The 22,588-nt window shown below is 58.0% G+C and carries 15 protein-coding genes; 8 read left to right on the top strand and 7 right to left on the bottom strand.

What is annotated here, in order from left to right; all coding sequences use genetic code 11:
- The first annotated feature begins 147 nt into the window (after positions 1 to 147).
- The 6 genes from DKB71_RS16930 (at position 148) to DKB71_RS16905 (ending at position 11,109) form a co-directional block, all read left to right on the top strand.
- Complete coding sequence (locus DKB71_RS16930) at positions 148 to 2,811, top strand: LuxR C-terminal-related transcriptional regulator (protein WP_408596042.1); 2,664 nt, start codon at positions 148 to 150, stop codon at positions 2,809 to 2,811.
- Positions 2,812 to 3,038: 227 nt separating this feature from the next.
- Complete coding sequence (locus DKB71_RS16925; protein ID WP_408596040.1) at positions 3,039 to 4,202, top strand: thiolase C-terminal domain-containing protein; 1,164 nt, start codon at positions 3,039 to 3,041, stop codon at positions 4,200 to 4,202.
- A gap of 65 nt (positions 4,203 to 4,267) precedes the next feature.
- On the top strand, positions 4,268 to 6,094 hold the full coding sequence (locus DKB71_RS16920) for a DUF1302 domain-containing protein (protein WP_408596038.1): 1,827 nt from the start codon (positions 4,268 to 4,270) through the stop codon (positions 6,092 to 6,094).
- 32 nt (positions 6,095 to 6,126) lie between these two features.
- The gene (locus DKB71_RS16915; protein WP_408596036.1) at positions 6,127 to 7,488 is read left to right on the top strand and encodes a DUF1329 domain-containing protein; all 1,362 of its coding nucleotides are present in this window, start codon (positions 6,127 to 6,129) and stop codon (positions 7,486 to 7,488) included.
- A gap of 72 nt (positions 7,489 to 7,560) precedes the next feature.
- Entirely contained in the window at positions 7,561 to 8,637 is a 1,077-nt protein-coding gene (locus tag DKB71_RS16910; protein ID WP_408596034.1) for a YCF48-related protein, read from the top strand.
- A 36-nt stretch (positions 8,638 to 8,673) separates the two neighbouring features.
- Positions 8,674 to 11,109, top strand: coding sequence for an efflux RND transporter permease subunit (locus DKB71_RS16905; RefSeq protein WP_408596032.1), 2,436 nt, complete (start codon positions 8,674 to 8,676; stop codon positions 11,107 to 11,109).
- 96 nt (positions 11,110 to 11,205) lie between these two features.
- Here the strand turns inward: DKB71_RS16905 and DKB71_RS16900 are convergent, their stop codons facing one another.
- From DKB71_RS16900 to DKB71_RS16880, 5 genes are all read right to left on the bottom strand, one after another.
- Complete coding sequence (locus tag DKB71_RS16900) at positions 11,206 to 12,474, bottom strand: anaerobic sulfatase maturase (protein WP_408596030.1); 1,269 nt, start codon at positions 12,472 to 12,474, stop codon at positions 11,206 to 11,208.
- Between the two features lie 100 nt (positions 12,475 to 12,574).
- Complete coding sequence (locus tag DKB71_RS16895) at positions 12,575 to 13,408, bottom strand: SDR family NAD(P)-dependent oxidoreductase (RefSeq protein ID WP_408596028.1); 834 nt, start codon at positions 13,406 to 13,408, stop codon at positions 12,575 to 12,577.
- Between the two features lie 44 nt (positions 13,409 to 13,452).
- Positions 13,453 to 14,481 (bottom strand): hypothetical protein, encoded by a 1,029-nt coding sequence (locus DKB71_RS16890; RefSeq protein WP_408596026.1) that lies wholly within the window; start codon positions 14,479 to 14,481, stop codon positions 13,453 to 13,455.
- Between the two features lie 82 nt (positions 14,482 to 14,563).
- The gene (locus DKB71_RS16885; protein ID WP_408596024.1) at positions 14,564 to 16,927 is read right to left on the bottom strand and encodes an arylsulfatase; all 2,364 of its coding nucleotides are present in this window, start codon (positions 16,925 to 16,927) and stop codon (positions 14,564 to 14,566) included.
- Between the two features lie 159 nt (positions 16,928 to 17,086).
- Positions 17,087 to 17,563 carry a 2,4'-dihydroxyacetophenone dioxygenase family protein gene (locus DKB71_RS16880; protein WP_323625794.1) on the bottom strand — a complete coding sequence of 159 codons (477 nt, stop codon included), beginning with the start codon at positions 17,561 to 17,563 and terminating at the stop codon, positions 17,087 to 17,089.
- 2,177 nt (positions 17,564 to 19,740) lie between these two features.
- On the opposite strand from DKB71_RS16880, the gene ycaC reads away from it, so the two are divergent.
- Positions 19,741 to 20,373, top strand: a complete 633-nt coding sequence (ycaC, locus tag DKB71_RS16875; RefSeq protein ID WP_323625886.1) for an isochorismate family cysteine hydrolase YcaC — start codon at positions 19,741 to 19,743, stop codon at positions 20,371 to 20,373.
- 342 nt (positions 20,374 to 20,715) lie between these two features.
- Here ycaC and DKB71_RS16870 read toward each other — a convergent pair whose 3' ends face one another.
- Positions 20,716 to 21,111 (bottom strand): DUF1330 domain-containing protein, encoded by a 396-nt coding sequence (locus tag DKB71_RS16870; RefSeq protein WP_408596021.1) that lies wholly within the window; start codon positions 21,109 to 21,111, stop codon positions 20,716 to 20,718.
- A gap of 60 nt (positions 21,112 to 21,171) precedes the next feature.
- Positions 21,172 to 21,558 (bottom strand): putative quinol monooxygenase, encoded by a 387-nt coding sequence (locus tag DKB71_RS16865; protein WP_408596019.1) that lies wholly within the window; start codon positions 21,556 to 21,558, stop codon positions 21,172 to 21,174.
- Positions 21,559 to 22,031: 473 nt separating this feature from the next.
- Between DKB71_RS16865 and DKB71_RS16860 the strand changes: the two genes are divergently transcribed.
- Positions 22,032 to 22,523, top strand: coding sequence for a cupin domain-containing protein (locus DKB71_RS16860; protein WP_408596017.1), 492 nt, complete (start codon positions 22,032 to 22,034; stop codon positions 22,521 to 22,523).
- The last annotated feature ends 65 nt before the right edge of the window (positions 22,524 to 22,588 follow it).

Genomic DNA, 22,588 nt, shown 5'->3' with positions numbered 1-22,588 from the left:
GACCTACTACATTGGTTAGAGCGGCAAAATGCCTATGCCTCTTTCATGACCTATGCAAGAGCACTCTGAGAAGGCATTGATGCCAGTAGCCATCGCTTCCCCGTCTCTGTCTCGCAGTGGGCTGGGCTGCAGAGAGGAATTGCCAATATGGATCGCATAGAGCCCGAGCTAGTCCTCAAGACCACCCCACCTCGAAGCCCGAAAACTGCACAGGTGCGTGAGCGACTCAGCATTGGCGGCCCAGAGCTTTCGGACAAGGTGGCGATTGCGGTCCATGCCCCGGCCGGATTCGGCAAAACGTTTCTGCTGACCCAGTGGCGCAGGGAGTTCCTTTCGCGGGGGGCGGTGGTCGCCTGGTTGACGCTGGACAGTCATGACGATGGTACCCGCTTTGTCCAGGGGCTGATGGCAGCCATGGCCATCGGCAGTGGCCGCCAATCTTTCGCCGGTTCTTTCGAACGCATGCCGGGCCGGGATGAGCTGGAAGGATTGACGGGCTGGCTGGCGGAAGTCGCCGACCTTGGCAGTGAAACCATATTGATGCTCGACGAGGCGGATGCACTGCCCGAGGTAACCGTTCGTCAATCACTGGCCTACCTGCTGCACAACGCCCCGGCTAATTTGCGCATTATCATGGCCTCGCGCAGTCGCTTGAGCCTGCAGGTGGCAGACCTGCTTGCACGGGGTTTGTACGTCGCGATAGCGGCCGATTTGCTGCGTTTTCGTACCGAGGAAACCGTGACTATTCTCAGCAACCGTTTCGGTGCGCGCATCGACCCGGACCTCTGTGTACGCTTGCAGGAAATCACCGAAGGCTGGCCACTGGGGCTGCAGCTGGCGATTGCTGCGATCGAGAAAAGCCCAAACCTGGGCGCGGCCGTCGAACAATTGTCGGCCTGCTCGGGCGATATCCAGCGTTATTTCGTTGATAGCCTGGTCGTCCGTCTGCCTGTCGAACAGGTTGACTTCCTCACATGCATCGCCCTGTTGGAGATGGTTAATCCTTCTCTCTGCATTGCGCTCACACACAATGAGCGGGCAGGCGAAACGCTGCTCGAGCTTTGCGGTTCGACGCCAATTTTCGTTGAAAGCGTCAACAGCGAATGGGTGCGTATTCATCCTTTGGCCAGAGAGTTCCTCCTCGGGCGGTTTTCCGATTTGTCCCTGATGCAGCGCCAGACTTTCCATGAGCGAGCTGCAATCTGGCTGGAGGAACATGCGTTGTTCGAAGAAGCGGCGCGACAATACCTGTTGGCCGGACATACCACTCAGACCTACGAGATGGTCGAACAATGCCTGTACGAGATCATGTTGCGTGGCCAATTCAGCCGGGTGTTGGAGTGGGTCGAGAAGCTCCCGGCGCAAGAAGTGGAATCCCGCCCGCGCATGTGTCTGGCTGCGGCCTGGTCACTGGCTATGAGCGACCGACATGTCGAAGCGGCGAAGCTGATCGCACATCTCCAGCAGGATCCGACCGCCGATGCGGAAACGCATTGCGAAGCTGCAGCGATAGCGGGCGCTGCGGCGTACTTTGCCGACCGCCCCGATGAGATATTGGCCATCATAGGGCCTTGGGTTGAGGCACCGCGGTCCGTGTCGATCAAACTGCAAGCCATCATCGCCAATCAAATCGCCCGGCTGATGCTGTTCCAAGGGCATCCGGAGAAAGCCCGGCGCATCGTCCAGCGGGCGCCACACTACGATTGGACCCCAGGGCTCGATGCCATTCGCGGGTTCGGTGAATGGGTGGTGGGCATGAGCTACCTGAGCGAAGGGCGCATCTTGCGAGCCATAAGCGCGCTGCGAAATAGCTTGTTGTGTGCCGAGCAGGACATCGGTCGACGTAGCCCTGTGGCGGTTGCGCTGGCCACCAGTCTGGCCACTGCGCTGCTCGAACACGACGAAATTCAGGAGGCCGCGACCGTGCTGGCCAACCGGCTGGATATCGTCGAGCGGCTGGCTTCGCCGGATGCGATCGAGATGGGCTTTCTCACTGCCGCGCGCCTGGCTGTGCTGCAAAGCCAGCCTCATCGTGGCGAAGACTTGCTGGACGCTCTGTTCGCGCTCGGCGAGGACCGTGGCATTGTCCGCTTCTGCCTGGTGGCGCTGGGTGAGCAGATTCGAATGCACGCTCTGCAAGGCCGGGTCGATACCTGTCAGGCTCTGTGGCGACGTTTGGACGAGTCAGTCCCGGACGTTGCCCGTGAACAACGCGGTTTGCTTGGGCCGGAGCTTGGTTTGGTAGTCAAACTGGCCGGTGCCTATGTCGCTCTTGTGCAGCGCGACTGGCAGACCTTACTCGATGCACTGTCCAATGTTAACAAGACTGCCGAGAGCCTGCGGCGTGGTCGTGAGATCGTTCAGATCAAACTGCTCAAGGCACTGGCACTCAGAGAATCAGGAGGGGACGGACTTTCCTGCTTGTTGGAAGCCATCAGTCTGGCCGAGGAATATGGCCTGCAGCGCATTGTTCAGGACACCCATCCCGAACTGGTCAAGTGGTCGAAAATGGTCACAAGCGAAACGACCAGACCGGCAATGCAGGCCTCGCTTCACGCAGGTCCGGTAGTGCGCCCAGAGCCCCCACCAAGCTCTGTTTCACCCAGCCGCCTGCTTACACCCAAGGAGCGAGAAGTCTTGCAGCTGCTCGCACGCAACCTGTCGAACAAGCAGATTGCCCAGGCGTTGCATGTCGGTGAAGAAACCGTGAAGTGGCACTTGAAAAACCTCTTTGGAAAATTCCAGGCAGGCACTCGCAAGCATGTCGTGGACCGCGCTTACATGCTGGGTATCCTCGAGTCGGCTGGATAACACCCAGCCATCACCCTTTCTACAACTCCCTCCTCTCAAAAAACCCCCCACCTGAATCCATGCCCCCCTCTTCGATGGGGGCGGCTGGCTGTCAGTGACGCAATAGTCTGAGTTCCAGGTTGTGAGGTTCTGCTCCCGATGGGGTTATCCCGTCTGGTGTAGCGATGCGTCACAACATCTATCGACAAAAGACTTGCCGGCGCGTTCCGGCTATCGAGGAGCAGGCTATGAGTCAAAGAGTGCTGGTTGCGGGGGTGGGCATGGCCCCGTTCGTCCCGTTGAGCGCTCGCGATAGCGCCGCATCGCTTGCAGGCCGGGCGATTCGCTCGGTGCTCGAAGACGCGCGCATCGACTTCGATCTGGTCGACCAGGTGTTCTGTTCTTGTGTGCACAACGAGGCCGGCAGCGCAGAGCAAGTGCTGGCGCAAATCGGCCTCACCGGCATTCCGATTTTCTCTATCAGCGATGGCTGCGTATCCGCCAGCAGCGCATTCCAACTGGCCCGTAACAGCGTGTTGTCCGGTGAGGTCGAATGCGCACTGGCCTTGGGGTTCGAGCGCATGCCAGTGGGAATCTCCAATCGGGCCTTCTTCGGCCTGGACGAAATGTCCGTGCAGGACTGGGGCAGCGCCGACTACGCAAGCCGTCCAACGGCATTTCTCGAGCGCCGCCAGCATCCGGCCGCGTTATTCGCCGCCCAGACAAGCTGGCTGTTGACCCGAATGGCGATAGCCGAAAGTAGCTTCGAGCGGGTGATCAGTCATGCCAGGGCGCAGGCACGGTGCAATCCCTTTGCTGTAACAAATCGCTCGTCGGATCGCGATGACTGGCTGGCGCCCTATCTCTGCCCACCGGCTTGCGGGGCGGCGGCGGTCTTGCTCTGTACTCCGGCATTCATTGCGCGTTATGGCGCCCGTGGCGGAATTGCGGTCCTGGCCAGTGTGCGTAGCAGTGATACCGCTTGCGAACAGGAGTCCGCAAATGTGCTTGATGTGCTGGGCCGTGCCGCAACTCGTCGCGTCGCCCAACAAGCCTACGAGCGCGCCGGGCTAGGCGCCGACGAAATCGAAGTGGTCGAGTTGCACGATCAGAGTGTCGGCGACTTCATGGTGTGCAGCGCCGCTCTGGGTTTGTGCGAGGAAGACCAGATCGACACATTCGTGCACGAACGCCGCAACGCCCGCGGCGCACAGATTGCTGTCTGCCCCTCGGGGGGGCTGCTCGGTCGCGGTCATGCACCCGGTGCAACGGGGCTGGCACAGATTGCCGAGTTGGTCTGGCAACTGCGTGGTACGGCCCCGGCCGGGCAATTGAACGGTGCCCGCACGGCACTGCAACACAGCGCGGCGCTTGGCCGCTCTGTATCGGTAACCATTCTGCAGCGCACCTGAGGACAGAGCCCTGTCGATGCAATGCATGACTTTTTCGTGAACCATAGAGAAGGTGAGCCAGTTAGATGAACAACAATAAGATCTGCCACGCAAACCTGCGTAAAGGGCTATTGGCGTCCGCGATCCTTGCCGGGCTGGGGATCGCTCCGGTGCATGCCGTGGAAATCGATACGGGTAATGAAGACCTGTCGGTGCGTTTCGACAATACCTTCAAGTTCAACTATGCCCAGCGGGTCGAAAGCCCCAACAGCAAACTGGCCAATTCATGGAACAACAACGACGGGGACCGCAACTTCTCTTCGGGCAGTGCAGTGTCCCAGCGGCTGGATGTGCTGTCCGAACTGGACGTGGTTTACAAGGAAAAGGCCGGTTTTCGCGTCAGTGCCAACAGCTGGTACGACCACGCCTATGACAATGTCGGTAGCGACAACGCGGCGACCAACCAGCTCAACAACGGGGTTCCAGACTCACGCCATGTGAGTGGTTACGTCGATCGCTACTACAACGGTCCATCAGCCGAGATTCTCGATGCCTTTGTGTTTGGCAGCACTGAAGTCGGCGAAGAGTCGATGCTCAGCGCCAAGCTCGGCAAGCACACCCAGTACTGGGGTGAAAGCATCCTGTCCTTTGCCCATGGCAACAGCTACGGCCAGTCCGGTCTGGACATTACTAAAGCGCTGACGGTGCCAGGCACCGAGGCCAAGGAGTTGTTCATTCCGCGTAACCAATTGTCCACCAGCTTCACGGTCAACCCTGAACTGACTCTCGCGGCGCAGTACTTCCTCGACTGGGATGCCGCACGCCTGCCGGAGTCCGGCACGTACCTTGGCTTCAACGATGGCATTCAGAATGGTGGGCACAACCTGTCGTTGATTGGTGCACAAAATCCCCGCTTTGGTACGCCCGGTCCATTGGGCGCCAATCAGTTTCTGCGCCTGAGCAATGGCCATACCTTCACTCCGGACAAGCACGGCGACTTCGGTTTGATGGCCAAGTGGAGCCCGGAATGGCTGGACGGCACCCTCGGCTTCTACTACCGCAACACCTCCGACATCTTGCCGAACCTGGCCCTGCAGCCGACCGCTGTCGGTCCGGCGCAATTGATCTCGGGCAACATCGGCAGCTACAACCAGTTCTACGTCGATGACATCGATATCTATGGCATCAGCCTGTCGAAAAGCATCGCCGGGGTCAGCGTCGGGTTCGACCTCAACTACCGCGAAAACATGCCCTTGGCCAGCGTGCCGGGCAGTGTCAGCCCGGCGGCGGCCGCCGCGGGATTGCCGGGATTCATCGGCAGTTTCAACGGCGAAAACGGTGTGGCCCGCGGCAACACCGTGCATGCGGTGCTCAACGGCTTGACCACCTTTGGCGACACGCCACTGTGGGACAGTTCCTCGTTGCTGGTCGAGCTCGGCTATAGCCACTGGCTGGACGTGACCGAGAACAAGCAACTGTTCAAGGGCGAGGACTGGTACCACGGCACCGACAAGGTCACCAAGGACAACTACATCCTCGGCGTCAACTTCAACCCGACCTGGTACCAGGTGTTCCCTGGCATCGATATGTACATGCCGATGACCTACAACGTCGGCCTCAATGGCAACTCCGCCGTGCAGTTGGGCGGTAATGAGGACGCTGGCAGCTATTCGGTCGGCGTCGGCATGGATGTGCGCAGCCAGTATCGCTTCGACCTGAAGTACGTGGACAACTTCGGTCCTTTCGATACCTGCAGTTCGCCAGGCAACGCTGGCAGTCAGGGAGACGGCGCCGCACCGGGCGCCAACGGGCAATACAACTGCGTGCCCGGTCAAACCACCGCCTTCGGCGGCACTCCATCGCAGCTCAAGGATCGCGGCATGGTCACTTTCACATTCAAAACGACTATCTGATCGAACCGTTGCTCAGCAACAGGAGAGACCCTATGAAATTCGCTCAAACTTTACTGGCCACCACTTTGACGCTGGCCGTCGCCGGCGGCGCGCACGCGGCCGTATCCCCTGACCAGGCGGCGAAGCTCGGTACCACCCTGACCGGCGTCGGCGCCGAGAAGGCAGGCAACGCCGACGGCAGCATCCCGGCCTACACCGGCGGCCTGATCACGCCGCCGGCCTCGTTTCAGAAGGGCAGTTCCATGCGTCCCGACCCGTTCGAGTCGGAAAAGCCGAAGGTGGTGATCACCGGGAAAAATGCTGGTGAGTTTTCCAGCAAGTTGACGGTTTCAACCCAGGAACTGCTTAAGCGTTATCCGACGTTCCGCGTCGATGTCTACCCGACCCATCGCACCGTGGCCTTGCCGCAAAGACTGCTCGATAACACTGCGAAGAATGCCGTAGGAACCAAGTCTCTCGAGGGCGGTGTGGCCCTGGAAAATTCCTTGCCGGGCGTGCCGTTTCCGATCCCCAACGATGGCTATGAAGCCATGTGGAATCACTTGTTGCGCTACCAGGGGTACGCCACGAACTTGAAGTACGATTCCTGGAACGTCGACTCTTCCGGTCACGCGAGCCTGGCCACCACCGGCAATGCGTATCTCGAGTACCCGCTGTACGACCCGGCCCGTACCACGCCGGCCAAAGAGAGCGACATCTACTTCAAGACCAAACTCTATTACCAGGGACCGGCCCGTCGCGCCGGTGAAGCGATCCTGGTGCAGGACGCGGTCAACCCGTTGAAGCAGGAGCGTCGCGGCTGGCAATACCTGCCGGGTCAACGGCGGGTGAAACTGGCGCCGGACATTGCCTATGACACCCCGAACCCGGGCTCGGCCGGCAGCTCGACCTATGACGACGCCTGGGTGTTCAACGGGGCGCTGGATCGCTACGACTTCAAGCTGGTGGGCAAGAAGGAGATGATCGTTCCGTACAACACCTACAAGCTCAACTATCACGAGAAGGCGGCCGACATCACCACGCCGAACCACGTCAACCCCGACCTGGTACGTTGGGAGTTGCACCGTGTCTGGGTGGTCGAGGCGACGCTGAAGCCGGGCAAGCGCCACATCTACAACAAGCGCACCTTCTACCTCGACGAAGACAGCTGGATCGCGCTGGCCTCTGACGAATACGACGCCAATGGCAAGCTCTACCGCGGTGCTTTCGCGCACATGGCCTACAGCTATGACGTGCAGGCGCCGAACTCGGACAACCACATGTTCTACGACTTCGTCTCCGGGAATTACAACATCCTTGGCATCTATGGCCCCTATGGCGGCGTCAAGTACATCGAGCCGCTTTCCAAAGCCCAGTGGGCACCGGAGTCGCTGGCCGGCGCGGGTATCCGTTAACCGACCGCCATAGAGGTATTTCCATCGGGAGGCAGTACGCCTTCCGGTGGCTTTTTTATCCTGGAACCCCCTATGAAAATCTCGAATTGGATAAAGCTCATTGCATTGGGTTCGGCGCTGACACTGCCTTTTGGCAAAGCTGTCGTAGCGGCGGACTTTATCGATACGCTCGACAAACCGGCGATCCAGACGGAAAAGGCCGTGCACGGTATTTTCACGGGGCTGGCGGCTGCCGGCGAGCGTTTGATTGCCGTCGGTCAACGCGGCCATATTTTTTACTCTGACGATGCCGGTGTGCACTGGCAGCAGGCTAACGTACCGGTCAGCTCTGATCTGGTTGCCGTGCATTTTCCAACGCCACTCCAAGGTTGGGCCGTTGGGCATGACGGGGTAGTGCTGCATAGCAGTGACGCGGGCCAAACCTGGATCCGCCAGTTTGATGGGCGTCAGGTCGGCCCGGTTATGCTCGCGTACTACCAGCGAATGGCCGCCGCACAGCCTGAGAACAGCGACTTGCAAACACGGGTCGCCGAGGCCCAGCGCATGAGCGACGAGGGCGCGGATAAACCGTTCCTCGATGTCTGGTTCGAAAGCGATCGCGTCGGCTACATCGTCGGGGCCTTCAACCTGATTTTTCGCACCGACGACGGTGGTCAACACTGGAGCCCCTGGCTTGATCGCACAGAAAATCCTGCTGCGCTGAACCTGTATGCGTTGCGTCCCGTCGGCAATGAGCTGTTCATCGTCGGCGAACAAGGCCTGGTGCTCAAGCTCGACCCGGTAGCCGAGCGTTTCAACGCCATCCCCACACCGTACAACGGCACCTTTTTCGGCGTCACCGGCAAACCCGGTGCAGTGCTGGTCTTCGGCCTGCGCGGAAATGCGTACCGCAGTGTCGATGGCGGCGTCAGCTGGAGCAAGGTCGAGCTCGGCCTGCCTTTAAGCATCACCGCCAGTACCGTTACAACCGATGGGCGAATCGTCCTGCTCAGCCAGGCCGGTCACGTGCTGGTCAGCGTTGACGACGGCGTCAGTTTCAAATTGCAGCCACAAAATGGCCTGGCACCGGTGGCCGCGGCCCAGGTATCGGCTTCGGGAGCACTGGTGCTCGCCGGTGCACGTGGCCTGCGTCAACTGCCCCTCGAATAAGCCCACTTGCGTATAACAAAAGAGACAAGAACCGATATGGGTACCTACGAACTCGATACGATGCCGGTGGTCAAGGAGCTCAAGGGCTTCGATGCACGCTCCGGTAACCTGCTCGAACGCCTGATCTTCAACAATCGCTTGCTGGTAGTGCTGACCTGCCTGGTGGTGACCCTCCTGCTCGGTTACTTCGCGGCCACCCGGCTGACGCTTACGGCCAGCTTCGAAAAGATGCTGCCGCAGAGCCAGCCATTTATCCAGAACTACCTGGACAACCGTCAGTCCCTGCGCGGGCTGGGTAATGCGGTGCGGGTGGTGGTAGAGAACAGCGAAGGCGACATCTACGATCCGAAGTACCTTGAGGTACTCAAGCAAGTCAACGACACCTTGTTCATAACCCCAGGCGTTGACCGGGCCTGGATGAAGTCGTTGTGGACCCCCTCTGTACGCTGGACTGAAGTGACCGAGGAGGGTTTCCAGGGCGGGCCGGTGATGCCGGACGCCTATGACGGCTCGGCCAAGGGCGTCGAGCAACTGCGGCAAAACATTACCCGCTCGGGCATCATCGGCAGCCTGGTCGGCAACAACTTCAAGTCAAGCATGATCTTTGTACCGTTGCTGGAGAAGGACCCGGTCACGGGCGAAGCCATCGACTACCATGCCTTTTCGCGCGTGCTCGAAGAGCAGCTGCGCACTAGGTTTGAGTTTGCTGGCAACAGCGCGGTACACGTTGCCGCTGAAGAGGGCAAAGGCCCGATCAAGATCCGTGTGATCGGTTTCGCCAAGCTGGTCGGTGACCTGATCGACGGTCTGGTGCAAGTGATGATGTTCTTCGCCGCCGCCGCGTTGATCGCGACCGCTATCATTTTCTTCTTTACCCGCTGCGTGCGCAGCACCACGCTGGTGATCCTCTGTTCGGTCATCGCGGTGGCCTGGCAGCTCGGCCTGGTCACGCTATTGGGCTATGCGCTTGATCCTTTTTCGATCCTGGTGCCGTTCCTGGTCTTCGCCATCGGTGTGTCCCACGGCGCGCAGAAGATGAACGGCATCATGCAGGACGTCGGACGCGGAACCCATCAGTTGGTGGCTGCACGCTATACCTTCCGCCGCCTGTTCCTCGCCGGCCTGACCGCACTGCTGGCCGACGCCGTCGGCTTCGCCGTGCTGATGCTGATCGACATTCCGGTGATCCAGGACCTGGCCGTTACCGCCAGCATTGGCGTGGCGGTGCTGATCTTCACCAACCTGGTGTTGTTGCCGGTGCTGTTGTCTTATTGCGGGGTGAGCCGTAAGGCGGCAGCCCGTACCCTGCGCCAGGAAGGCAAGGAGTTACAGGGCAAGGGCCTGGGCAATCTCTGGAGTTTCCTCGACCGCTTCACCGAGCGTCGCTGGGCAACCGGTGCAGTCGTTGTGGCGGGCCTGCTGGCAGTCGGCGGATTTATGGTCAGCACTCATCTGAAGATCGGTGATCTCGACCCCGGTGCACCCGAGCTGCGTTCGGACTCGCGCTATAATCGCGACAACGCTTACATTACCGCCAATTACTCGCTCTCCAGCGACCAGTTCGCCGTGATGATCAAAACCGCCAGCGAAGGCTGCCTGAAGTACGAAACCCTGGTCGAGGCCGACCGCCTCGGCTGGTTGCTGCAGCAACAGCCGGGCGTGCAAACCACGGTGTCGCTGGTCAATGCCGTGCGGCAGATTACGGCGGGCTCTTACGAGGGCAACCCGAAGATGCTGACCATCGCGCGCAATCAGGACGTACTTAATTACGGCGCGCAACAAGCCTCGGTCAACAACCCTGAGCTGTTCAATAACGACTGCTCGATGATGCCAGTGGTGGCTTACCTTGCCGATCACAAGGCCGAAACTCTCGATCATGTGGTGAAGATTGCTGATCAGTTCGCCCGGGAACACAGCAATGATGATCGCCAGTTCATGCTCGCCGCCGGCAGTGCGGGGATCGAAGCGGCGACCAATATCGTCGTACGCGAAGCCAACCGCACCATGCTGTTCTACGTGTACGGCGCGGTCATCGTGTTGTGCTTCATCACCTTCCGCAGCTGGCGTGCCGTGGTCGTGGCGGTGGTGCCGTTGATGCTGACCTCGATTCTCTGCGAGGCTCTGATGGTCTGGCTGGGCATGGGGGTGAAGGTGGCCACGTTGCCGGTGATTGCCCTGGGTGTGGGCATCGGCGTGGACTACGCGTTGTACCTGTTGAGCGTGCAACTGGCGCAGCAACGTGCCGGTCTGTCCTTGACCGAGGCTTACAAGAACTCCGTCGCCTTCACCGGCAAAGTCGTGGCCCTGGTGGGTATCACGCTGGCGGCGGGCGTCATCACCTGGGCCTGGTCGCCGATCAAGTTCCAGGCCGACATGGGCATCCTGCTGACCTTCATGTTCATCTGGAACATGATCGGTGCACTGGTGCTGATCCCGGCGCTATCGCACTTCCTGCTCAGAAAAGCCAACTGATTCAACGCAAAAAGAAGCCCGGCATGCAGTGCACTGCATGCCGGGCTTTTTTACGACGGTTGTCGCGTCCTGAACAAGATTGAGACCTGCGGTGTTTTAGCGATCAAGCGGTACGAGGAGTGGGCCGCTGAAGGCCTGCATGATCAGCGAAGCCGGCTGGTTGTGGCTGATCAATTGGGCCATGGCATTCATGTAGGGCGTCAAATGGCGGAAGTACTTCTTGTAGCCCGGGCACAGGTAGTTCAACCCGGGTTCGCCATTGGGCGCCGTCATGAAGCGGTTCTTCGGGCACTCGCCATGGCAGGCGAAACGGTAGTCGCATTGCAGGCACATGGCCGGAAGCGTTTGCTCCTTGGCCGCGCCGAATGCTTGTTGGGCGGGGGAGGCGAGCAGGGTGGCGGGATCGTCGGTCTGGATGTTACCCAGTCGATATTCCGGGTACATGAAGTGATCGCACGAATACACGCTGCCGTCATGCTCGACAATCGCAGCCTTGCCACAACGCGGGCTGAACAGGCACACCGACGGCGCCAACTGACACCAGGAAGCCAGCGCCCACTCGAAGTTCATCACATGGATGTCGCCAACGTCCTTGCATACCCATTCGTTGAAGATCGCGATGAGGAAATCGCCATAGCTGTCGGGCTCGACACTTTGCGAGGTCACCACAGAAACTTCGGGAACGGCGTGTAATCGCAGTTCCGGTGGCGTGGCGAAGCTCATACCTTGCTTGATTTCAGGAGCGCCGGGCTGGCGCTCCACCACCGGGTTGAACTGAATGTGCCGGACCCCTTCAGCCTTGAGAAAGCGATAAATCTCTAATGGATACTTCGCAACATCACGGGCTACGGTAACCAGCACATTGAATTCCACTCCATGCTGCTTGAGCAGTCCGAGACCGCGCATCACGTCGTCGAAGCTGGAGCGGCCACGTTTGTCTGGCCGATAGAGGTCATGGACCTCGCGCGGCCCGTCGAGGCTGAGGCCGACCATGAAGTTTTCGTGGGCGAGAAAGGCGCACCACTCGTGATCGAGCAGGGTGCCATTGGTCTGCAGGGTATTGCGGATGATCTTGCCATCGGCGAACTGACGCTGATAAGCGACCGCCCGCTGAAAAAAATCCAGCCCCAACAGCGTCGGCTCACCACCTTGCCAGGTGAATTCCACTTCAGAGCTGTTCTGCGCCGCGATGTAACGCTGCACATACGCTCGCAGCACTTCGTCGGGCATACGGAAGCGCTCGCGGGGCGGGAACAGCTGTTCTTTTTCCAGATAAAAGCAATAGCTGCAATCGAGGTTGCAGATCGGCCCGACCGGCTTGGCCATAAGGTGCAAGCCTTGGGAGTGGGGGTCGAAAGTCAACATACAGTAGGCCTCGTGCTGTGCCGACCGAGTTCGGTCAGGCTCACAGGCTAGAGGACTCTCGATAATGCGGCGCCCCCCATGGCCGGGGGGCAACCAAGGGTCACAGATAACCGATTTTGCGCGCGTCGTTGAGAACGATCCGGCGCATCAGCCCAAGGGAAATACGCTTGATGTTGAAAATCAGTTTGGCGAATGGCCCGACCAGCAACAGGTCCTGGCCTTTTTGCACGGCGCGCACCATGCCTTCCGCGACCAGCTCCGGGGCGCAGCCCTTGGCCATGTAATAGGCTTGCAGGCGGTTGAGCTGGGCATCGCTGACCGAAGGCGAGATATTGCTGCGCGACTGAGTGATGGGCGTATTAATGATGCCCGGGCACACCGTGGTGACGCCTACCTGAGTCCCGGCCAGTTCCATCTTCAGCACTTCGTTGAAGCCGAACACGGCGTGTTTCGAGGCGGCATAAGCGGCCATGGTCGGCGATGGATAAATGCCGGCCGCCGAGGCGATGTTCAGTACATGGCGCGCGCCACCCGCCTGGATCATCTGCGGGATGAAGTGATAGCAACCATGCACCACCCCCATCAGGTTGATATCCATCACCCGTTGCCAGTGGGCCAGATCGCTCTTGAGAAACTGGCCGAGGTAGCCGATACCCGCGTTATTGATCAGTACATCGAGAGGGCCGAGGGTCAGATGCACCTGCTCGGCAAACGTCTTCATCGCACTTTCGCTCGAAACGTCCAGTACCTGCACCAGGCAGGATGCACCGAGGTCGGTCATCTCCAGCTCGACGGCACTCAACGCTTGCGGGTTGATGTCGGTGGCGATGATGTAGGCGCCACGCCGGGCGAACGCCAGCGCCGTCGCCCGACCAATGCCGGAGCCGGCTCCGGTGATGAGGATTTTTTTGTTTTTCAGTTCAGGGATGGCCATGCAAACACCTGTGTAATTAATTAGAGTGAGTCGGGGCGCGCGACTCAGCAACGTTCGATGTAAGGTTTCAGGCGCTTGACCAGCGTCCCTCCGAGCGCGCCCGGCGCAGGCCGACGCGCTTGCGGCAGCGGCTCGAAACCCCAGGCACGGTCAGCCTTGCCAGGCTTCAGCCAAAGGACCTCATAAGAAAATCCTTGCGGATCGTTGAGGTAAACCACGCCGACATTGAATAGCGGAAGGTGCACGGGGCGACAGTTCGGTTGTGCGCCAGCGGCGCAGGCACGACGGTAAACGGCCACCATGTCCTGTTTGTTGTGCGCACCGAAGGCCACATTGAGGATGCCCTGGTCGCTGAGGCGATAGCCTTCGGGCCAGGCCTTGCCGCGTGGTTCCAGGTATTGCACGACTTCCAGCAACACGTCACCGGCAAGAAACAGACAACTTTTCTTCGTCGCGCCGGGCAGGGCCCAAAGCGCCTCGTGTAGAGGGCTGTGCAGCGACGTCTCGGTTTCAGCCAGTCCCATGCCGTGCCGCAGGAAATCGCAGGTTGATTGCAGATCAGGGACGGACATGGTTACCGACCGGATCGCGACAGGGCTGTTATGCCCCGGCGTGACATGGCCGGCCAGTGGATCCGCTTCCATGATTTCGACATAAACCCCATCGGGGTTACGCACGCAGGCCCGGCGCTCGCCAGCCTGGCCCTGCACGGTGGACAGCGGTTGCGAGCCGAGTCGGGCGAGACGGAGCAGCGTCTCATCAAAATCAGCCACCCATAAACCAATGCGCGTATAGCCGATGTCGCAGGGGCGAAAGTCAGTCGGCAACGGACGCGCCAGCGGACGCTCGAACTGAAACAGTTCCAGTTGCGCCCAAGGGTTGCTGCCCACCAGCCACCAGCAGGTCGAGGCTGCCTTGGGCAATCCTTGTACCCTTGAAGCCAGGGGGCCACGCATCATCCATCGACGACCTCCGGCGGGCAGCAGGCCAACACCTTCGCGGAACCAGCGTTCGGTCAGGCGCAGATCGACTACGGACAGGGCAATCTGATTGAGTGGGGGAACGAAACGCATGTCGGTATCCGTCGTTCAGGAAACAGGGGTTGCCAAACCGTTGCAAAAGCCGTCCCAGGGAGCCCGGGACGGTCGTTACCACTTAGGGCATATAGACGACATGCACATCGTTGATCTTGCCGTTGAAGGCAAACGGTGCGCGGTCAAAGTAGTCGAGGGCCACTGGTGAGCCGAGGTCCTCGGCTACATCGAAGGTCTCGCTTGCGGTAAAGAGTATCGGTGGTGTGAAAGGCGTGACTCCCTTGGCCACTTCCTGGCCATTGAGGCGCAGGTTGAGGTTCGCCGGCGAGCCAGGTTTAGGCGCGGTCATGCTGGTGAGCACCTCGATACTGACTTTTCCGGCCGGCACTCTCTGCTCCGAGCGCAACTTGACCCGGGCGACGGCGAGCGCGTTGTACTCATAAACCAGGTAACCATCATCGAGATACAGGCTCACACCGCCGCCAATACCACCCAGGGCGTACAGTACGCCATTAGCGTTGCCTGGTACGACTGCGTCTACCACAACCTTGTTGTTCTGGTTGCGCAGGTTCGGTGCAGTCAACTCCGGCATACGCTTGGTTCGGTCGCTGAAATGCCATTCACGTTGGCTAGTGGCGATACGCGCTGTCGGATCGAGAAACGGGTAGAGGCCGGCTCCAATCGGGTAAACATGGTTGGCCTTGGCCTGAACGTCGAACTCGGCCTTCAACTCGGCGAGTTTCTCTGGGTGGCTGGCCGCCACATCAGTGGCTTGCGAGTAATCGTGGCTGAGATCGTAAAGCGCCCACTGGTCGTTCGCAGGATTCCACCCCATGAATTGTGCAAAGCCTTGAACCCAGGGTTTGCGTGGCCCGAATACCGAGGCGATCCAGCCATCCTTGTAAATGCCGCGACTGCCGAGCACTTCGAAGTATTGCGCCGGCTTTTTAGACTTCGCCTCGGCGTCGCTGAAGGTGTAGCGCATGCTGATGCCGTCCAACGGATCCTGGACGATGCCATTGACTTCTCTGGGCGCGGTGATGTTCAGGATGTCGTAGACCGTCGGAGCGATATCGTTGACATGGTGGAATTGACTGCGGACGTGGGCATCAGGCTTGATCTGCTTTGGCCAGGACACCGCCAGCGGAGTTCGGGTACCACCGAAATAACCGGCCACCAGTTTGGTCCCGGGGAACGGCCCCGAGCCAGCCCAGGCCCAGGCGGCGTTATACATGCTTTCCAGCTTGGGTCCACCGAGCGCCGGCAGGCCACCGTACATGTCGTTGAGGGTTTTCAGTTGCTGCTCTTTGGGCACCGGAATGCCGTTCTGAGCCAGCAATTCGTTGATCGTGCCTTCCATGCCTTCGGCTGACGCGCCGTTGTCGCCGAACACATAGAAGATCAAAGTGTTGTCGCGCTTACCCTCGCGCTCCAGTTCATCGAGAACTTTCCCTGCCTGGGTATCGGCATGCTCCATGAAGCCTGCATAGACTTCCATCAAGCGTGCCTGGTATTGCTGTTGTTCCGGCGTCAGGCTTTCCCAGGCCGGCAGTTCCGCCGGACGAGGCGTGAGCTTGGCGTCTTGCGCAATGAAGCCCAACTCTTTCTGGCGGGCGAAGGTCTGCTCACGATAGGCATCCCAACCGCCAGCGAACTTGCCTTTGTACTTGTCTGCCCACTCGGCGTTCACCTGGTGCGGGCCATGCACGGCACCGGGGGTCCAGTAGAGGAAAAAAGGTTTGTTCGGCGCATAGGTCTGCTGATCCTGCAGCCAGTTCACCGCCTGATTCGCCAGGTCTTCGCTGAGGTGATATTTCGGATCGCGCGGTGGTTCGATTGGTGTCGTGTCGCGGTACAAGCGCGGTTCGTACTGGGACGTTTCGCCCGCCAGAAAACCATAGAAATGTTCGAAGCCATAACTGGTCGGCCAGGTGTCGAAGGGGCCGGCAGCCGTAGTGTCGAGCGGCGGAGTGTTGTGCCATTTACCGAAGGCGGCGGTGCTGTAGCCGTACTGCTTGAGCACCTCGGCCATGGTTGCCGAACTCTTCGGGATCTCCCCGGTATAGCCATCCCAGTCAGTCGCCAGTTCTGCAATAACGCCGTTGCCAACCCGGTGGTGATTACGCCCGGTCAACAGCGCGGCGCGAGTCGCCGAGCTGATCGCCGTGGTATGAAAGGCGTTGTAACGCACACCGCTATCGGCAATCCGGCTCAGGGTCGGCGTATGGATGGCGCCGCCGACGGTGTCCGACTGCGCGAAGCCGGCATCGTCGAGCATGATCACCAGAATGTTCGGTGCGTCGGCCGGTAAATGCGATTGCTGCTGGCGCTTCTGGTGTCTGGACTCTTGCAGCGTCGGCTTGGCGTCACTGGCCGAAGGCGTAGGCGGGAAGGGCAGTGTGTCCTGTGCGGCGGCGATCGAACTGGACAGCAGCATGCACAGCTTCAGCGCGAAGTGCCCGGAGCGTGGCATCTTCTGGGACATAGTGTCTCCATCAATTGTTGTTTTTCTGAAGAGGTTACGCTGTTGCCGGGTATGGAGGCTGGGCCTGTATCAATCTGATACCTGCCGCGGCAGCGTTAATCCTGCGCGGATTGCAATTCGTTGCGATCCCTTCAGGGGGAGGGGATCGCAAGGGCTGGGTCATATCGAGAAGCTGGTGATGTCCTTGGCTTCGATACCGTTGGCTTCACAGAAGGCTCGGTACCGCTCAACACCGGTTTTCCAGTTTTCGATGGCGCAGACGTTGTTGTTCTCGTCGAAATACACCAGGTCGCCCATGGTGATGTTCAGTGTAATGATTTCGTCACCGTACTCGGTGAGGGCAATCGGGGTGTGGCTGGTGGCAGCGGTTTCGAACACCACGCCACCGGGTGTGGCGATCCAGTCGTGCTCGAGGTACTTCCAGCTGCCTTTGATGGTATAGACGATTACCGTGCCAGAGTGGTGGTGCTTGAGCAGCCTGGTGCCGGCCGGGGCCTTGAGCAGGGTGATGGTTTCACCGCGAACCGGGTCGCACTTGAAGTATTTGATGAAGACATTATCGTCATAAGGCGTGAAGGGGACCCACGGCAGGTCGTTATCGTTTATGACGGCAGTATCGATGTTCTCGTACAACATGGTGATGCTCCTCTGGACTGCCAATAGCGGCAAGGTGAAAACTCTGAGGGCCATCCTGAAGATGTCGAGCAACTATTACCCCCCCGGCGGCGAGGGGGGAGCGTCGGTGAAGTGAGAAACTCTATATCACGCTCGTTGGCGTAGCAGTGGTGATAAAAAGTGCGTGCGCAACGACATCGAAAGGGATCCTGAACAGAGCCATTTTTTTGTTCTCTTGATATTGTCGGGAATGCGAGGCCGGCGGAGCAAAGCACTGGACACTTCGGATTGATGGTTCAAGCCATCGATACAGGCAAAGATGACGCCGCTTCGGCACTGCGCAAAAGTAGTAAGTTCCACCTCCGTCACGCCCCCCACAGTGGGGGGCAGTGACAGAGCCGCACTAGAACGGTCATAAATCGAGGATTCATAGGAGCGAGGAGGGTGATGACGCGCGCTGGTGCCTTCAAGAAAGGATATGAAGATGCGAGAATTTAGAGATATCCAGCGATGTCTGGCAAAATTCGCTACACATTGTTAGATAGCGCTAGACCTTCCCATATTTTGTTGGCCACTTGGTGTGCCGATCTTTGTTGGTGGATACCTTAGGAGCAAAACAGAACTAACTCAACTAAATGGATGTTTAGTTGAGTTAGCTCATGTTCTCCATATAGAACCTGTCAAGGTGCTTCCGACCGTTGGTGGTGCATTGACTATCATCAAGAGCACAAATCATTCGTCTGACATGACGCTCTGATGAGCTCCAACCTAATCTAGCAGGGTGCCAAAAAATGCAGAAGCCCATTGAAATTTGCACGTTTGAGCTTGACGTTTTATTGGTGGTAAGGATGGGCAACGCCTACTGAATCCGATGGTTACGGTCGCTGTTGACGGTGAAACGCGAGTGATAATAGGGGTAAACATTTCGACAGGTAAACCTCGGAGCTCGAACAGCATTACAAAGTCTTGAAATCCCAGGCAAGCTAGGTAAATCAAGGTTAAAACGCAGGTTCAATATAGCTCTGTTAGCCTGTTTTTTGACTTGTTAACTACGGTGGTTAACACGTTAGGTTTGTGGTTAACAAACGATACCTGGCTAGCATTTTACTGAGCTATGCATACTGCCGGGCTTTGGTGAGCTTCCAGGGCATTTGGGGCGGGATAGCTCAGCAGGCTTCAAGCACAAGGTGTGCACCGCAAACCTTCAGCATTTGCAAGTAAACTAGCTGGCGTTTATCTTTTGCACGTGTGGCAGCCCTTGAAATCTGCGCACCAACTCCACGCTGAACGCTGCAGATTTCACACAGCGACGTGTTTACGGATGGGCCTGCCGTGAAAGTATGCGGTAAACGAGCGAACTGGTCCCAAAAAAGCTCCTTTAATCAAACGAATAGGCGAATCCGCATACGGTGTGCGATCACGCTCATCAAGGGCGACATTTCTGGACTTTCCGCTCAGACGTAAAATCAGGCACGATGACGGTCACAAAGCCCGCGCCAGAGCCTGTACCACGCAGATCACAAGGTTACTTCCCGTTTTTACACATATTTACTTCTGAGAACTGCTGCCTTGATCTCCAGCGCAAGTATTTCCGCGCAATATTCGCATTCTGTGTAGAAGATTCAGGAACAAGAAAAATGGCATGGGCCGCACGTAATCGGCTCCGAAGCCTGCAGAAGTAAAGTCTTTCCCTGGCAGCGAAGCACCCACGCAAGGGATTTAGTTCTCAAAATGAAAAGAGATTACTTCCGAGAGCTTGAAATGTACCTTGGAGACGCCCTGTGTGGAATACCTATGGGTACGCATAATGTATATTATGTTAAATCGTGTATTAGAGGGTCCCCGCTTTATGTGAGCTGCACCTGGAAACCTGAGATTTCGAATAAAACCTGGATCTGAAAATCAAGGCGTTACCTGGTGCGGCGAATCCGTGTGCGCGGCGCACTGGCAACGACCTCTCACAATATTTTCACATCGTCTTACATACAGTCGATCTAGCTCCTTTTGTGATTCCCAGCCCGCGCTCCCCATCGCGGGTTTTTTTTCGTCCGCAAAAACTGCGGACCGCTTGGAATTGTGAACTGTCTCATATCAGTTGACAGTCAAACGCATTTCACCTGCTTTTTCCGCACCCTCCAGATCCTTAATCTGAGCCCATGTTGAACGACAACATTCACTCACTTCAAAAGGACTTCATCATGAGCAACGCTACCTACAACCGCTTGAACAAAGACGACGCAGTAGTGCTGTTGGTCGACCACCAGACCGGCCTGATTTCTCTGGTTCAGGATTTTTCACCCAACGAGTTCAAGAATAATGTGTTGGCGCTAGCTGACGTCGCCAGGTTTTTCGAACTGCCGACCATTCTCACCACCAGTTTTGAACAAGGCCCAAATGGCCCATTGGTGCCAGAGTTGAAGGAGATGTTTCCTGAGGCGCCTTACATCGCTCGACCCGGTCAGATCAATGCCTGGGACAACGAAGATTTCGTCAAGGCAATCAAGGCCACCGGTCGCAAGCAATTGATCATCGCTGGCGTAGTCACGGACGTCTGCGTAGCGTTTCCGACCCTGTCGGCACTGGCAGAAGGTTTTGAAGTGTTCGTGGTGACTGACTCTTCCGGTACGTTCAACACCACTGTGCAACAGGCATCCTGGAACCGAATGACACAGGCCGGTGCGCAAATGATGAACTGGTTCTCGGTGGCCTGTGAGCTACAGCGCGACTGGCGCAACGACATCGAAGGCCTGGGTAATCTCTTGTCCCAGCGCATTCCAAACTATCGCAACTTGATGAACAGCTACTCGGCGTTGACCGCACGCCGATCGTAAGTCTGGTTTGCAACCCAAGGCCCGCTTTTGCGGGCTTTGGGCATAGGTTTCATGGTGAACTCTCGCCCATTGCGCTTGATGAAACTCCCCTCCCCCCATACGGCTTGATTCGATTATTCACAATTCGTACTGAACGCAATTTTACAGCCGCCACCGCACCATATCCGCACCAACCTCATGCTCCTGCCGCCTGCAGCTAACGTCCGATATGTCGGATTCATCCACTCACTGAATAAAGACCTAAAGATCTCTCTGTATGGTTCAACGCTCGCGGATACCTGGAATCAGTATGACGCCGGTGCCAAAACCAAGCTTCCACTGGGGGAGGATTTCGATTTGTGACTATTGCGCCGGTACTCCCTCGATCAAGTAGACATCCGTCTTGGCTGAACGCTGGCGGACTTTCCTCAGTTCGGTGTACTCCGCAGAGTTGTACCAAGCCTGGGCTTTTTCGACGCTCGCAAACTCGATGACAACACGGCGTCGCTTTGGCGCTTCACCTTCAAGCGAGATGGTCTTCCCGCCACGCACGATGAAATGCCCTCCATAGGGTTTGAAGGTTGATTCAACCTGTGCACTGTAGGGCTTCATCCCCTCGGGATCGGTAACCTCAAACTCCGCGACATAGTAGGCCGGTGGTGCTGCCGCATGGTCGTCCGATGCCATTACGCGACAACTGCCCGCCGCAAAAAACGCCAGTCCCGCCAATGCAATTGCCATCACCTTTAAATTTTTCATCGCTTTGCTCCATTGAAAAACCAGCTTGCCCAGCGCGCAAATCTCTTTCGAACTAGCCGGTTACGAGCCAGGCCGCGGGCTAAGCTCGATTGGCGTGGTTTCAATCAAGCGCTTCGACAGAATCATCGACTTCGTTGTAACAGCGTACTTTTTGAAGTGCGGCGATTCGATATGGCTTCGGTATGCCGAGTCGCTGGCGTAGATTTCGAAGAAATGGAACCAATTTGGGCGGTCGACTTCGGCGACGGCGTAGATTGATATGACGCCCGGCTCTACTCGAGTCGATTCTGAGATCTCTTCTTTGACTGCGGCTTGATAGGCCGCAACCTGTGCAGGATCGATTTCGAGTTGCGCGATGCGTACCACCAAGCCAGTTTCTTCGGCGGCCAGCGCTTGTCCCGCAAGTAATCCAACCAATGCGACCACTCCTAATAAACGTTTACCCATCAGGTTTCCCCCTCCTTCACTGCGGCAGCGCATTCGCCACCACGTAATCACCCTTCTGCGTCGTGGCTGAATTACCGCCAGCGCTGACGATTAAGTATTGTTGGCCCACCGCGAGTTGGCATGCCGATTGGCATAGGTAGGTGGGTGGCGATTCCGAGATGGATTGGCCTGTGACATAACTGGAGGCGCTACTGCTTAACCAGAGAACCGCGTCGGCGATCTCCTCTGGTGAGGCCACCCACGCTAATCAAGGAGTAAGAAGATGAATATGGGGCGAATGTGGGATGTTCTGATGAGTGTTACTCAGCAATCCAGCTAGCGACTGCGCTAGAGGGCTCGAGTCAGTGGAAGCAGGCGCACAGCCGGACTAATGAGAGATATTCATTGCTTCATGTCGGTTTTACCGCGTAGTCCTCAGGAGGGTCTTGCAATAGTTTGTCAGCTCTATCGCATATCCAGCAGGAGCTTGCCTCATGAGAACACTCGTCACCGCCTCGATGCTGACTGCCGCAATCCTGTCCGACGCATCTGCGCATGCAGCGGATCTTCCGAAGGATCAAGCCATGAGCATTGTCAGGAATGGCGACCAAGCCTCACTGATGGGGGCTCCAGGCAATTTCGTCGGCAACGCAAGGATCGACCCTCTTTTCGCTGCGCGTGAACCCTCTACTGTTTCTGCGGGTGCGGTGACATTCCAGCCGGGGGCTCGATCGGCTTGGCACACACATCCCAAAGGCCAAACGTTGGTAGTCACCACAGGCGTTGGCTGGATTCAGCATGTGGGCGGTGAGAAAACTGTCATAAAGCCAGGCGATGTAATCTGGACACCGCCCGGCGTTAAACACTGGCACGGGGCGACCGCGACCACGGGAATGACCCATATCGCGATTCAAGAGGCTGTGGATGGAAAGAATGTCGTATGGATGGAGCCAGTCAGCGAAGCGCAATACGAGGCATCGCGATGAGGCCTTTTCAAGCAGGCGTCGCCTGCCTTGGCCTGCTCCTGGCCGCTTGTGCCTCAACGGATCGC

Source organism: Pseudomonas sp. PLMAX (assembly GCF_046042685.1).
In the GTDB taxonomy this organism is placed as follows: domain Bacteria; phylum Pseudomonadota; class Gammaproteobacteria; order Pseudomonadales; family Pseudomonadaceae; genus Aquipseudomonas; species Aquipseudomonas putida_AE.
This window is presented reverse-complemented; position numbering and strand designations above follow the sequence as displayed.

What these genes read in the sequence shown, in the direction of transcription:
- DKB71_RS16930 (WP_408596042.1), top strand. Translation starts at nt 148, where the DNA reads ATGGATCGCATAGAGCCCGAGCTAGTCCTCAAGACCACCCCACCTCGA.
- DKB71_RS16925 (WP_408596040.1), top strand. Translation starts at nt 3,039, where the DNA reads ATGAGTCAAAGAGTGCTGGTTGCGGGGGTGGGCATGGCCCCGTTCGTC.
- DKB71_RS16920 (WP_408596038.1), top strand. Translation starts at nt 4,268, where the DNA reads ATGAACAACAATAAGATCTGCCACGCAAACCTGCGTAAAGGGCTATTG.
- DKB71_RS16915 (WP_408596036.1), top strand. Translation starts at nt 6,127, where the DNA reads ATGAAATTCGCTCAAACTTTACTGGCCACCACTTTGACGCTGGCCGTC.
- DKB71_RS16910 (WP_408596034.1), top strand. Translation starts at nt 7,561, where the DNA reads ATGAAAATCTCGAATTGGATAAAGCTCATTGCATTGGGTTCGGCGCTG.
- DKB71_RS16905 (WP_408596032.1), top strand. Translation starts at nt 8,674, where the DNA reads ATGGGTACCTACGAACTCGATACGATGCCGGTGGTCAAGGAGCTCAAG.
- DKB71_RS16900 (WP_408596030.1), bottom strand. Translation starts at nt 12,474, where the DNA reads ATGTTGACTTTCGACCCCCACTCCCAAGGCTTGCACCTTATGGCCAAG.
- DKB71_RS16895 (WP_408596028.1), bottom strand. Translation starts at nt 13,408, where the DNA reads ATGGCCATCCCTGAACTGAAAAACAAAAAAATCCTCATCACCGGAGCC.
- DKB71_RS16890 (WP_408596026.1), bottom strand. Translation starts at nt 14,481, where the DNA reads ATGCGTTTCGTTCCCCCACTCAATCAGATTGCCCTGTCCGTAGTCGAT.
- DKB71_RS16885 (WP_408596024.1), bottom strand. Translation starts at nt 16,927, where the DNA reads ATGTCCCAGAAGATGCCACGCTCCGGGCACTTCGCGCTGAAGCTGTGC.
- DKB71_RS16880 (WP_323625794.1), bottom strand. Translation starts at nt 17,563, where the DNA reads ATGTTGTACGAGAACATCGATACTGCCGTCATAAACGATAACGACCTG.
- ycaC (WP_323625886.1), top strand. Translation starts at nt 19,741, where the DNA reads ATGAGCAACGCTACCTACAACCGCTTGAACAAAGACGACGCAGTAGTG.
- DKB71_RS16870 (WP_408596021.1), bottom strand. Translation starts at nt 21,111, where the DNA reads ATGAAAAATTTAAAGGTGATGGCAATTGCATTGGCGGGACTGGCGTTT.
- DKB71_RS16865 (WP_408596019.1), bottom strand. Translation starts at nt 21,558, where the DNA reads ATGGGTAAACGTTTATTAGGAGTGGTCGCATTGGTTGGATTACTTGCG.
- DKB71_RS16860 (WP_408596017.1), top strand. Translation starts at nt 22,032, where the DNA reads ATGAGAACACTCGTCACCGCCTCGATGCTGACTGCCGCAATCCTGTCC.